At 43.5% G+C, this 12,637-nt stretch carries 16 protein-coding genes; 10 read left to right on the top strand and 6 right to left on the bottom strand.

All coding sequences use genetic code 11. From position 1 onward, the window contains the following. The first annotated feature begins 76 nt into the window (after positions 1–76). The 6 genes from H0W44_04420 to H0W44_04395 all read left to right on the top strand — a co-directional run bounded on the left by H0W44_04420 (position 77) and on the right by H0W44_04395 (position 4,983). Positions 77–415: a hypothetical protein gene (locus H0W44_04420; protein MBA3581680.1), complete on the top strand. Its 339-nt coding sequence runs from the start codon at positions 77–79 to the stop codon at positions 413–415. A gap of 295 nt (positions 416–710) precedes the next feature. Next, a complete protein-coding gene (locus H0W44_04415; GenBank protein ID MBA3581679.1) occupies positions 711–1,109 on the top strand; it encodes a hypothetical protein in 399 nt (132 codons plus the stop codon). A 29-nt stretch (positions 1,110–1,138) separates the two neighbouring features. Next, positions 1,139–1,984, top strand: a complete 846-nt coding sequence (locus tag H0W44_04410; GenBank protein MBA3581678.1) for a DUF692 domain-containing protein — start codon at positions 1,139–1,141, stop codon at positions 1,982–1,984. Between the two features lie 29 nt (positions 1,985–2,013). After that, complete coding sequence (locus H0W44_04405) at positions 2,014–3,537, top strand: FMN-binding glutamate synthase family protein (GenBank protein ID MBA3581677.1); 1,524 nt, start codon at positions 2,014–2,016, stop codon at positions 3,535–3,537. A gap of 58 nt (positions 3,538–3,595) precedes the next feature. Then, the gene (locus tag H0W44_04400) at positions 3,596–4,198 is read left to right on the top strand and encodes a DoxX family protein (protein MBA3581676.1); all 603 of its coding nucleotides are present in this window, start codon (positions 3,596–3,598) and stop codon (positions 4,196–4,198) included. A 5-nt stretch (positions 4,199–4,203) separates the two neighbouring features. Then, the gene (locus H0W44_04395; protein MBA3581675.1) at positions 4,204–4,983 is read left to right on the top strand and encodes a putative DNA-binding domain-containing protein; all 780 of its coding nucleotides are present in this window, start codon (positions 4,204–4,206) and stop codon (positions 4,981–4,983) included. 288 nt (positions 4,984–5,271) lie between these two features. Here the strand turns inward: H0W44_04395 and H0W44_04390 are convergent, their stop codons facing one another. The 3 genes from H0W44_04390 to H0W44_04380 all read right to left on the bottom strand — a co-directional run bounded on the left by H0W44_04390 (position 5,272) and on the right by H0W44_04380 (position 7,496). Beyond that, positions 5,272–6,027: a tetratricopeptide repeat protein gene (locus H0W44_04390; protein ID MBA3581674.1), complete on the bottom strand. Its 756-nt coding sequence runs from the start codon at positions 6,025–6,027 to the stop codon at positions 5,272–5,274. Further along, positions 6,024–6,830: a nucleoside triphosphate pyrophosphohydrolase gene (gene mazG, locus H0W44_04385; protein MBA3581673.1), complete on the bottom strand. Its 807-nt coding sequence runs from the start codon at positions 6,828–6,830 to the stop codon at positions 6,024–6,026. The genes H0W44_04390 and mazG overlap by 4 nt, the downstream gene beginning before the upstream one ends. A gap of 78 nt (positions 6,831–6,908) precedes the next feature. Next, positions 6,909–7,496: a hypothetical protein gene (locus H0W44_04380; protein ID MBA3581672.1), complete on the bottom strand. Its 588-nt coding sequence runs from the start codon at positions 7,494–7,496 to the stop codon at positions 6,909–6,911. Between the two features lie 140 nt (positions 7,497–7,636). Here H0W44_04380 and H0W44_04375 point away from each other — a divergent pair, with 140 nt between their 5' ends. The 4 genes from H0W44_04375 to H0W44_04360 all read left to right on the top strand — a co-directional run bounded on the left by H0W44_04375 (position 7,637) and on the right by H0W44_04360 (position 10,713). Then, positions 7,637–8,629 (top strand): phosphotransferase, encoded by a 993-nt coding sequence (locus H0W44_04375; GenBank protein MBA3581671.1) that lies wholly within the window; start codon positions 7,637–7,639, stop codon positions 8,627–8,629. Further along, positions 8,626–9,306, top strand: coding sequence for a nucleotidyltransferase family protein (locus H0W44_04370; GenBank protein MBA3581670.1), 681 nt, complete (start codon positions 8,626–8,628; stop codon positions 9,304–9,306). Before H0W44_04375 ends, H0W44_04370 begins: the two co-directional genes overlap by 4 nt. 61 nt (positions 9,307–9,367) lie before the next feature. Next, positions 9,368–10,165 carry an acyl-ACP--UDP-N-acetylglucosamine O-acyltransferase gene (gene lpxA / locus H0W44_04365; protein MBA3581669.1) on the top strand — a complete coding sequence of 266 codons (798 nt, stop codon included), beginning with the start codon at positions 9,368–9,370 and terminating at the stop codon, positions 10,163–10,165. 164 nt (positions 10,166–10,329) lie between these two features. Continuing rightward, positions 10,330–10,713: an acyl-CoA thioesterase gene (locus tag H0W44_04360; GenBank protein MBA3581668.1), complete on the top strand. Its 384-nt coding sequence runs from the start codon at positions 10,330–10,332 to the stop codon at positions 10,711–10,713. 6 nt (positions 10,714–10,719) lie between these two features. On the opposite strand, the gene lipA is transcribed toward H0W44_04360, so the two are convergent. The 3 genes from lipA to H0W44_04345 are packed head-to-tail and all read right to left on the bottom strand — an operon-like array spanning position 10,720 to position 12,618. Continuing rightward, positions 10,720–11,685 carry a lipoyl synthase gene (gene lipA / locus H0W44_04355; protein ID MBA3581667.1) on the bottom strand — a complete coding sequence of 322 codons (966 nt, stop codon included), beginning with the start codon at positions 11,683–11,685 and terminating at the stop codon, positions 10,720–10,722. Continuing rightward, complete coding sequence (gene lipB / locus H0W44_04350; protein ID MBA3581666.1) at positions 11,678–12,346, bottom strand: lipoyl(octanoyl) transferase LipB; 669 nt, start codon at positions 12,344–12,346, stop codon at positions 11,678–11,680. The genes lipA and lipB overlap by 8 nt, the downstream gene beginning before the upstream one ends. Further along, positions 12,346–12,618 carry a DUF493 domain-containing protein gene (locus H0W44_04345; GenBank protein ID MBA3581665.1) on the bottom strand — a complete coding sequence of 91 codons (273 nt, stop codon included), beginning with the start codon at positions 12,616–12,618 and terminating at the stop codon, positions 12,346–12,348. The genes lipB and H0W44_04345 overlap by 1 nt, the downstream gene beginning before the upstream one ends. Positions 12,619–12,637 lie beyond the last annotated feature (19 nt).

Here is a 12,637-nt window from a genome sequence, read left to right as displayed (position 1 = left end):
TTCTACTTGCTCACCTCGCCCGACAAACCCATAATCGCCACCTCTGATTTAAGACCCTCACGCTGGAGAACTACCCATGGGTTACTTCGTTTTTGTCGTATTAGCGTTGGCCGCCATTTTACTGGCCATGTTTGTGGTTAACGTACCTGCATTAATTATAATGGGCCCGCTGCCTGCTAATGCCAAGTCTTATAAATTGGCCGTGCTGCCTGCTATTAGCGGCGTTGTAGCCGGATTGGGCTTATATCTAGCCGCGCGGATTGCGATTAATAATTTCAGCCCCTTGGACGCTAAAGTTTTATTAGGTATCGCCTGCGCGCTTACCTTATTAATGATTGTGGTATCTAAAAATTACAAAGTAATGGTGCCTGTACAACTCGCGGTCGTCATAGCGACTTTTATTTTTCTATTATAAATAAATGTATTGATCGTCTGAGCGGTGGCTTTTGCACTTCGCACAAGCCACAACTCCTTGAATTTATTTAGCTTTATCTTTCTACTCTCCATTTATTTCGCCTTAATTAAGCCTGCCCTGATTGCGGGATCTTATTCCGTAGCATCCAAAAAGAGTTTTCATGCGTATTGAAATAGGTACACTGGCTGCCTTACTTTAGCTTTAGCGTTAGCTTTCCTTTAGTAAGATGGCTTGAAGCGTTATCCAGTCACATTGATCTATTAAATTATCATTTCATCATTTTGGAGAAATTTTCATGAACCATAAAAACAAGCTTAGCCCGATCGCCTCTGCTTTGGGCGTAACCCTGTTAGCTTCTTTAGCAGCAGCACCTGTTTCAGCTGAACAAAATCCTTTCGGCATGACCGAAATGAGCAGCGGCTACATGGTTGCAGGCGCCGAAGGTAAATGCGGCGAAGGCAAATGCGGCGCTAAGAAAAAAGACGATGCAAAACATGCTGAAGGCAAATGTGGCGAAGGCAAATGTGGCGAAGGCAAGTGCGGCGCTGACAAAAAAGCAGGAAGTGACACGAAGCAAGGTGTTGCTGGTAAAGGCGGCGCAGAAGCTAAAACAGCGGTTGAAGGCAAATGTGGCGAAGGCAAGTGCGGCGCTGACATGAAGAAAGAAGAACCCAAAGCTGCAGTAAAGAAATAGTCATCCTCATTAGGTAGGTTTTATACCTTATGCAAATCCCTCGCTATAGCGTTACTGGTGCGGGTTTAGGTTTGAGACGGGCTCTCACGGGCCCGCTCTCAGATCCTTATCCGTCACAAGTTAATTTCATGGAAGTCGCGCCGGAAAATTGGATTCGCGTGGGCGGCCGCTGGGGTAAAGAGTTACGTAAATTTACCGAACGTTATCCTTTTGTTTGTCATGGTTTATCGTTATCGCTAGGCAGTCCTGCACCGTTGGATGAGAGCCTGGTGCTCGATATCAAAGAGTTTCTTAATACCCATCAAATCCGTTGTTATTCAGAACATTTAAGTTATTGCTCCGATGACGGGCATTTATACGACTTAATGCCGATCCCTTTTACCGAAGCTGCGGTTGACCATGTCGCTGCGCGTATCATGCGGGTACAAGAATTATTGGGACAGCGCATCGCGATTGAAAACGTGTCTTATTATGCTGCGCCCGGCCAAGAAATGACTGAGATTGATTTCATCAACGCCGTCATCAGCCGCGCTGATTGCGATTTATTATTAGACCTTAACAATATCTATGTGAATTCTATTAACCATCATTACGATGCCCACGCATTTTTAAAAGCGCTGCCTTTACAACGAATCGCCTACGCCCATATCGCAGGGCACTATGTCGAAGCCGAAGATTTACGCGTCGACACCCATGGCGCAGATGTTATTGACCCGGTTTGGCAACTGCTAGAAACCGCTTACCAACTCGTAGGCGTGTTCCCCACCTTACTTGAACGTGATTTTAATTTCCCCGCTACTCAGGAATTACTCGCCGAGGTCGATAAGATTCATCAGCTCCAAGCTCAAGCACAACAACACAGTGCCGCCAGCTGATTCTGCTGCATAGCAACAAGGAAGTGTTCATGAATAACGAATTATCCCTCTATTTATTACAAGCCCTCGCCGTCATGGCGGTGTTGTTTATTGTTGCCATCGGCGTAGGCGTATTAAGCATTATCGTTATTTACATTATTGATAAAACCCAAACTACTCAAGCCGTGCGTTATAACTTTCCGGTTATTGGTCGCTTTCGGTATTTATTTGAACACTTAGGTGAGTTTTTTCGGCAATATTTTTTCTCGCAAGATCGCGAAGAAATGCCTTTTAATCGCGCCGAACGCGCGTGGGTTTATCGCGCTGCTAAAAATTTAGATAACACCATCGCGTTTGGTTCTACCTATGATTTAACCAAACCTGGCGCGGTAATTTTTCCTAATACAGCATTTCCGACCTTAGGCATAGATGCCGTTGAAACCGCACCCGTTACAATTGGGCCGTATTGCGAAAAACCTTATTTAGCGCGTTCGCTTTTTAATATGTCAGCCATGAGTTATGGCGCTATTTCAAAACCCGCCGTGCTGGCTTTATCGGAAGGTGCAGCTAAAGCAGGTTGTTGGCTCAACACGGGCGAAGGCGGTTTATCAAAATACCATCTCGCTTATAAACCCGATATCGTATTTCAATTAGGTACTGCCAAATTTGGCGTGCGTGATATTAACGGCGATTTAAATGACAATAAATTGCGCGAATTAGGCGCGAATGATTGTATTAAAATGTTTGAAGTAAAACTAAGTCAAGGCGCTAAAGCCGGTATGGGTGGTTTATTACCCGGCGATAAAGTTACGCCTGAAATTGCTGCGATCCGCGGCATTACCGTTGGCGAAACGTGTCATAGCCCCAATCGACACATTGACGTTTCTAATGTGAGTGAATTATTAAATTTAATCGCCCGAATTCGCCAAGTCACCGGCAAACCGTGTGGTTTTAAAACGGTAATCGGTGACACTGAATGGCTAGATGATTTGTGCGGCGAAATAAAAAAACGCGGCATTGAATCTGCACCGGATTTTATCACCATCGATTCCGGTGATGGCGGTTCAGGTGCTGCGCCACAAAGCTTAATGGATTATGTTGGTTTGCCAATTCAAGAAAGTTTACCGCGAGTGATTGATTTATTATCACGCCATCAAATACGCGAACGCATTAAAATTATTGCCTCCGGCAAAATGATCACACCTGCTGGCGCTTGTTGGGCACTGTGCGTAGGTGCAGACTTTATTTCTTCGGCACGCGGTTTTATGTTCGCATTGGGTTGCATTCAAGCGTTGCAATGCAATCGCAATACCTGTCCTACCGGCATCACGACGCACAATGTCAAACTGCAAAAAGGTTTAGATCCCCGTTTAAAATCTGAACGTATCGCAAACTATGTAAAAAATATGTTATTGGGTATTGGCAATATTGCGCATTCTTGTGGCGTCGAAGATCCCCGTCACTTGACCCGCAAACATGTACGCATTGTCGTAAGCTATGGCCACTCAAAACCTTTTAGCGAATTGTATCCACCGGTTGCGCAAATAAACACACGCAATGATGCGGCCGCTTAAACGCATCCAATTCTCCGAATGCCACGTATAATATAAACTCTCAGCCAAAGGTTTACTTATGTCATTGTTATTACGTTATGCGCAACAGGCCAACAATTTTTTATTAAACATTGTGCAGCAATTAGATTTCTTGGCGCCACTAGTGTTGCGCTGTTATCTGGTGCCGATTTTTTGGTTGGCGGGCAGCAATAAAATGATGCACTTTAGTGATACGGTTGCGTGGTTTGGTGACGGTGGACTCGGTTTACCATTCCCACAATTATTGGCATTTCTCGCCACCGCTACTGAAATGGGAGGCGCTATTTTATTATTACTAGGCCTAGCAACGCGTTGGATTTCTATTCCTTTAATGATAACCATGTTAGTCGCTATGTTTACAGTACACTGGCAACATGGTTGGCAAGCAGTGCATGACGGAGCTTCGCCTTTTGCCTCCGCCAATTTAGCCGGTGCCATGCAGCGCTTAAATTACGCCAAAGAAACTTTATATCAACACACCGATTACGAATGGCTGACCGAAACAGGCAACTTTGTTATTTTAAATAATGGTATCGAATGGGCGGCTACTTATTTTATTATGTTGCTCGCGCTGTTTTGTTTAGGCGGTGGTCGCTGGATCAGCGCGGACTACTGGCTTAAAAAATATTTATCACCTAATTAAAAAATATGAAAAACCTCGTGCGTGATTTTAAAACCCTGCAATATGAATTTTCAGCGCATCTGCGTCATCCTGATAAAAATCCTGCGCCTGCTGATGTTGAAGATCGGCGCATGAAGATCTATCGAGAATTGTTTTATAACAATCTAGAAAATTTTATCGCAACCGGCTTTCCGGTCTTACGTAAACTATATTCAGATGCGGACTGGCATGCAATGGTGCGTGACTTCATGCATCGCCATCAAAATCACTCGCCCTATTTTCTGGAAATTGCTCAAGAGTTTTTGTATTTCCTTAACACTGAACATATAGCAAAGCCATGCGACCCTCCTTTTTTGCATGAGCTCGCGCATTATGAATGGATTGAAATAGCGCTATCGGTACAAGATGAAACCAATAATTTCGAAAATATTAATCCCAATGCGAATTTATTACACACAACGCCCATTTTATCATCGTTAGCCTGCTTATTAAGTTATCAATGGCCGGTACATCAACTAAGTCCAGACTATCAACCGCAAGAGCCGCCGGCACAAATAACCCATCTGATTGTTTATCGCGATCGCCAAGACTTAATTCATTTTATCAATCTCAATCCGGTCACTGCGCGTTTGGTGCAACTTATTCAAAACGAGCACAACGCCGCAAAATTAACCGGACAACAAATACTAGAAAAAATAGCACTTGAATTACAGCACCCCAACCCAATGGTTGTGCTTCAAGGCGGCACGATAGAGTTACAAAAGTTACAAGCGGCGGGCGTGATTCTAGGTGGATTAAATATTTAAGATGTAAAAACCCAGGGCCTTCTATCCACACGTCGTTGATTGCTTCGCAAACGATATACCAAAAAAAAAATCTGATTATTCGCCCAACACGTTAACCGTTTTGTCCGCTTATATGCAGCACCTTCATAAGCATCAAGCCTTCATAAATCTGTTGGGCGTAAATCGAGATACCCAGTGCCCGATAAACACGCCGTGCTACTCCACATCGCCGCCGGATAGTTTTCTCTCGCCAAATAAACTGCACGATAATGAATTAAAATTGCTGGCGTGCGCATAAACTGTCTATGATCAGCTGCGTTTTATCGCCTGCAATTCGCGCTCACTTAAACTTAACCACTCTTCATTGCGCTTTCTATAATGGCCAGGCGAATTTCGCGCGCTTAACAACAGTTCTTGCAATTCTTTTTGCGCCTGCTCCAGCTGACCCATACGATGCAGCAAGACCGCATAGCGGTAACGAATTTCTGCGCCAGCCGCATACTTAATTAATGCCTGATATTCGTGCAGTGCTTGAGGGTCTTGCCGCAAGGCTTCAAAATTTCGTGCGTATAAAAGATGACCTTGTTCAGATTTAAAATCAGGATTACGTGCAATTAAATAATCCAAGGTGGCTTTACTGTCAGCATATAAGGCCAACTGAAACTCCGCTCGCGCTTGGTTTAATAACAAAACGGGGTCATCTTCAAATAAACCTTTACGCGCTTTTTTTATTATTTCTAAAGCGTTGCTATAAAGTCCTTTGCTCAACATTTCTTCGCTTAGCTTTAATGTATTGCCCACATTATTTGACACTTCGAGCTGCTGCGAATAGTTTTTTAAATTTTTTTCGGGGTTTAATAGTTTTTCAACGCCGCGTTGCGTTTTTCCGATCACTCGCGAGCGTGCTAATTCTGGCAACATTTCGATTAAGAAATATAATAGACACCCAATCACCGGGACTAACACAATAAACCACAACCATGGCGACATGCGTCCCGTTTTATAAGCATGAATACCAAATACAACTTGAACTAATATCATTAAAAAACCGTAACCAAACATCATATCGCTTTCTCCGCCTGTTTAATCATATCCCAAGCATGATTCATTTGTTCTACGCTAGCATTACGCAGCTCAATATTTTGTGCGTGTAAATATTCTTCAACCGCCGCAAAACGTCGTTCAAACTTATGATTGCCTTTGCGCAAAGCTTCTTCCGGATCAACTTCTAAATGCCGCGCGAGATTGACACAGCTAAACAACAAATCTCCCAGCTCTTCTTGCAGTGCAACTTTATCATCAAGATGAGTGGCGCGTACTTCTTGCAATTCTTCCACGCACTTTGCAAACACGCCGTCGACTGAAGGCCAATCAAAACCTACTTGAGCCGCTCGTTTTTGCAATTTCATTGCACGTTTTAATGCCGGCAACGCTAAAGCAATCCCCGTCAAGGTGCCCGTTGCTAATTCGGCGGATAACTCAGCTGAATTTTTATTGGCACGTTCGCGTGCTTTTTCAGCTTCCCAATTTTGTTTTATTTCATTAATGGGGCGCTCTTGTGCAGCACCAAACACATGTGGATGACGACGTAGCATTTTTTCACATATTGCATGCACGACTTCATTAAAATTAAAATGATCCTGCTCTTGGGCTATTTGTGCGTGATAAACAACTTGAAACAATAAATCTCCTAGCTCATCACGTAAATCACTCATGTCGAATCGTTCAATGGCATCGACCACTTCATACGCTTCTTCAATAGTATAAGGCGCAATCGTATTAAACGATTGTTGCTTATCCCAGGGACAGCCGGTTTGCGGGTCTCGCAAACGCGTCATAATAGTTAATAAATCATTGAGTGTGTGCATAAAAGATATTTATTCAGAGAAAGCGACTGGCGTGAACCAATCGCTTTGGTAGTTACGGAGTCTGCTCATTACGAAAAATTAAAAACTTAATTGAACACCAACGTGCAAATTATCATCTAATTCATAATCGCTAAGGCCATCTTCAAAATCCACTTCCATTTTGTGATAACCGACATACAATCTACTTTGCGCGGCGACTTCAACATCAAAACCGATATTTAATTCGGTGAAGCTTTTATTATCAGCGAAGGAGGTAACATCGGGTGCATAAAAACCTTCCACATACACGCTCATCGGCGTCGTTGCAGGGAATATATAGGCTATCTTGCCGCCAATGGCTAATGAGCCAATCTCATTGTCACTATCATCGTCTAAACGATCTACTTTACCCAATACAAATTTGATGCCGCCACCGATACTCACCGAACGATTAGTGCCAGTTAATGCACCGGATACAGTGCCTTTAAAATTTGCCAACAGATCATCATTCTCATTCCAAAATAGACCCATACCGACATCGGCACCGCCCACCCCAATCTTAGTGGTGGTTTTCATTAAATAATTAAATTCTGCTGATTCTGAACTCAAACGAAAGTCGATGCCTTGTGCTTGAGCATATACACTCATTACCAATAACATTAAACTTACCAATATGCGCTGTAACATAGTTCCCACCTTTATGAATTACGACCATCATTATTTGCTGCCGCTTACAATCAAGTGTTAATCACCCGTTGCCCCACTGGCAGCGCTGCGGCATTATAGCATGCTGTTACAAAAATCCTCTTTACTGATAGATAAACACCATGCCTCATGATCCGCGTCTCGACTTGATCCAACACTGGTTAGCAGAAAATGCTGAATTACATTCGGCGACACTAACGCCGGCCTCGGTAGATGCAAGTTTCCGCCGTTATTTCCGTGCTAGCACACAACATGGCAGTTACATCGTTATGGATGCACCGCCGGAACACGAAAAGCTAGAACCCTTTAGTAGCATTGCGCGTTTATTAGAAGAACATGATTTAAACGTGCCGCATATTTACGACAGTCATGTTGAACACGGTTTTTTATTGCTCAGCGATTTAGGCAGCACTCAGTATTTAAATGTCTTGTCTGATACAAATGTTGAGCAACTGTATGGCGATGCCTTAGACGCATTATTTAAAATCCAAACACGAGTGCCGCCTTTAGGCCTTCCTTTGTACGACAAAGCTATGCTCGAACGAGAAATGCATTTATTTGAAGAATGGTTTTTGCGACGGCATTTAGGCATCGAATTAAGCGGCGCTGAATTAGCTACGCTTAAAACCAGTTTTGAAATTTTGATTTATGCCGCCATTAATCAACCACAGGTTTTTGTGCACCGCGATTATCATTCACGCAACTTAATGGTAACGGACGATAAGAATCCGGGGATTTTAGATTTTCAAGACGCCGTATTGGGGCCGGTCACTTATGATTTGGTTTCCTTGTTGCGCGATTGTTATATTGAATGGCCACAAAATAAAATTGATCACTGGGTTGAACGCTACTTTATTCGCTTACAAAATGCCGGCATTACCAATACTCGTTTAGTCATGTTCCAATATTTGTTTGATTTGATGGGTGCACAACGCCATCTTAAAGCCATCGGTATTTTTTCACGTTTAAATTATCGCGACGGCAAAAGCGGTTATTTAAACGATATTCCACGGACTTTTAATTATTTAGATAGCGTTTGCAATACACACATGGAGCTACATGATTTAGCCACATTATTTAAGCACCATAAGATCGCTGAACGGCTCGCTGCATGAAAGCGCTTATTCTGGCCGCCGGCCGCGGTGAGCGCATGTTGCCGCTTACGGCCACCACACCGAAACCTTTATTAATGGTCGGCTCACGTACCTTAATTGAACATCGCATCGCCGCACTGGTCGCGGCGGGCATTACGGAGATTGTGGTTAATATTGCGTATTTGCGCGATATGATTCGTCAACACTTAGGCGATGGCAAAACACTCGGCGCGAATATTATTTACAGTGATGAAGGTGATGAACCACTCGAAACGGCGGGCGGTATCGTGCAAGCATTGCCTTTATTAGGCACGCAAGCTTTTGTGGTAACTAATGCAGATATTTGGTGTGATTACCCTTTGCATCAACTCGCTTTAGCAAAAAATTTATTAGCGCAATTAGTCTTAGTTAACAATCCAAGTCAACATCCGCAGGGTGATTTTGGTATTGAACAAAACCATGCTTCATTGAAGGCTACGCCTAAATTTACCTTTAGTGGCATTGCGCTTTATCATCCAGACTTATTTAAATCCTTAGCGCCAGGAAAACGTACGCTAAAATCAGTATTAGATACAGGGATTGCACAAAAAATAATTGGTGCAGAACATTATGCGGGTGAATGGCAGGATATTGGAACGATAGAAAGATTAGCTAAACTAAATGCGGATTTAAAAAAAAACCTGAACACACGCTTATGATTCTTTTTACACTTTTGCTTGATCGTGCATTCGTAACTTCACCAAAATAATCAGGATAATTATGGTCGCTGCTAAAATACATCCAACCGCTATTGTGGCAAGTGGCGCTCAATTAGCCGATGACGTCATCGTCGGTCCTTACGCCATTATTGAGGATCAAGTTGAAATTGGACCAGGTACTATCATTGGGCCGCACGCCGTGATTCATCACCATAGCCGCATAGGTGCGTTTAATCAAATTCATGCACATGTCGTGTTAGGAAATACGCCGCAAGATATTTCTTTTAATAATGCCGACACGTGGATAGAAATTGGTGACCATAATGTATTACGCGAATTTTCGACTATTCATCGTGCTACCAAAATCGAACAACCTACTCGCCTAGGATCACATTGTTTTTTAATGGCGCACGCGCATATTGCACATGATTGCCAAGTGGCCGATCGCGTGATTTTAACGAATGCTGTTTCACTCGGTGGGCATGTCCAAGTTGATGAGCGCGCGATCATTGGCGGTCACACAGGCGTGCACCAATTCTGTCGCGTGGGCGCTTATGCCATGTTAGCGGGAGGAATAGTATTACGCCGCGATGCGCTGCCTTTCAGCATGGTTGCAGGACATCCCGCCAAACATCACAGCTTAAATAAAGTAGGTTTGCGGCGCGCCGGTATACGCGGCGAGACTTACCGCGAAATTGAACACGTGTTTCGCGCTTTACGTGCGCAAGAAAAAATTTCTCCAGACACCCACTCCACCGATCCTCACTTACAGTATCTCTATCATTGGCTGGCGCAAAAATCCAAACGCGGTCTAACCGCATTTAATCGAATTAATCATACCCAGACTGAAGAAGATTAATCATCACAAGCACCAACTCGTATCACGCGACACTTTTTATGTACTAAGTTGGTGCTCAATCGCTGTCATATTTCTGAAATAATGCTGCCCATTCAATAACTTAGCAATTGGCATAAGTTGTGCTCTACTCGTGCATCAGCGTTAATAGCTTATCGAGGTAGGTCATGAAATTTTTTAGTCGTCGCATTATTAAACCCGAAGATTTAAATCCGGCTCAAAACTTATTTGGCGGTACTTTGTTGTATTGGATAGATGAAGAGGCTTCTATTTTTGCCACCTGCCAATTGAAAACCAACAAGATGGTCACAAGACTGATTACTGACATCAACTTCATCAGTTCAGCTCGCGCAGGCGATATTATTGAATTCGGTTTTGAAACCACCAAATTCGGAACTACCTCAATTTCCATGTGCTGCGAAGTGCGCAATAAATTTACACAGCAAACAATTTTGAAAATCGACAAGATTGTATTTGTTTGCATTGATGAAAACGGCAAACCCATGCCGCACGGGCAAGGCGTAGAACCGGCATTGTTGATTGCGAGCTAAACTTATTTAATCTTGCAATACATGCTCGGCTTGTTGATCCGCATGATACGAAGAACGCACCATCGGGCCACTGGCTACATGTTTGAAACCCATTTCATAACCTAAGATTTCAATCTGCTTAAATTCATCAGGATGCACAAAGCGTTTAATGGGCAGATGTTCTAAACTGGGTTGTAAATATTGCCCTACCGTTAACATATCAACATCATGTGTACGTAAATCTCGCATGACTTGATAAACTTCTTCCATCTCTTCGCCTAAACCTAACATGATGCCGGATTTTGTCCGTACGGCTGGGTGCTGAGACTTAAACGTTTTTAATAATAACAAAGACCATTCATAGTCACCGCCGGGGCGCGCCGCACGATATAAACGCGGTACGGTTTCAATATTGTGATTAAACACATCAGGCACTACATCACCAAAACAAGCTAATGCACGTTCCATACGAGAACGAAAATCCGGCACTAATACTTCAATACGCGTTTGCGGATTTAATTCGCGGACTTCGCGAATACAAGCAGCAAAATGTCCGGCGCCGCCATCTTTTAAATCATCGCGATCAACTGAAGTAATAACAACGTAACTCAAACCTAATTCCGCAATAGTCGTTGCTAAATGCTGCGGCTCATTCAAATCTAAAGGCTCTGGATGACCATGTGACACATCACAAAACGGACAACGACGCGTGCAAATATCACCCATGATCATAAACGTCGCAGTGCCTTTGCCAAAACACTCACCTAAATTTGGGCAACTCGCTTCTTCGCAGACGGTATGTAAATTACGTTCGCGTAAAATTTGCTTGATGCGAGCAACTTGCGGCGAGTTATGTGCTTTCGCGCGGATCCAATCGGGTTTGCGCGGCGCTTGAATGGTGCGCTCTACTTTAATTTTAATTTTAGAAACTTTATCAGCGCCACGCTGATGACCTTCAGGATCTTGGCGGGAGTGGGCGGTGTAATCAACCATGACGTAACTCAGCAATGGCAGCAGTAGCGGGGCTCGCAGTATAGCCCAAATCTTGGGCCAGAATCTCTACCAAGCGCTGTTTTACTACGCCAAAGTTCACCACTTGTGGCGATTCCGCCGCCATTTGGGTGACGATTAATCCGGGATAACCACAAGGGTTAATATATTTAAAAGGATTTAAATCCATATCAATATTTAAACTCAAGCCATGATAAGTACAGCTATTACTCACGCGTAAACCAAGTGACGCAATTTTACGTCCATCAACATAGACACCGGGTGCATCACGCCGACCTTCTGCGTGAATCTCATACTCGCTTAATAAGCGAATAATAATTTGTTCTAATGCTATGACAAATTTGCGCACACCTAAATGTAAACGTCGCAAATCAAACAAGACATACACTACTAGTTGACCGGGGCCATGATAAGTAACTTGACCGCCGCGATTTGATTGAACAATCGCAATGTCGCGTACATCCAATAGATGTTCCGCTTTTGCACCAACACCTAAGGTATAAACGGGTGGATGCTCTACTAACCATAATTCATCTATCGTTTCTGCAGTGCGTGCCGCAGTAAATTCTTGCATAGCTTGCGCTAACGCGGCGTAATCACAAGACCCAAAATCGCGCAACTGCATTATTTGGGGCGTCTGCATCACAACGCCATGATGACGTCAGGATGATCACTGAGCATTTGATAAATCGCATCTAACTGCACACGATTCACTGCCGTCACCACCACGGTTATCCCTATATATTTACCACCATTGCTTTCACGTGAGCGCACATCGTAATCATTTAAATCCGGCGCATGCATACGCACCAAACTCACCATTGTCTGCTCAATGCCTACGAGTGCACGACAAACAATTTTGATCGGAAACCGACATGGGTATTCTATTAAACTATCTGAATCGTGTTCTGTCATAAGTGAAAGTATCGTGAAG

It is taken from the genome of Gammaproteobacteria bacterium (genome assembly GCA_013817245.1).
In the GTDB taxonomy this organism is placed as follows: Bacteria; Pseudomonadota; Gammaproteobacteria; order HTCC5015; family HTCC5015; genus JACDDA01.
Note: the sequence above shows the minus strand (reverse complement) of the source record. Positions and strands in the feature narration are given on the sequence as shown.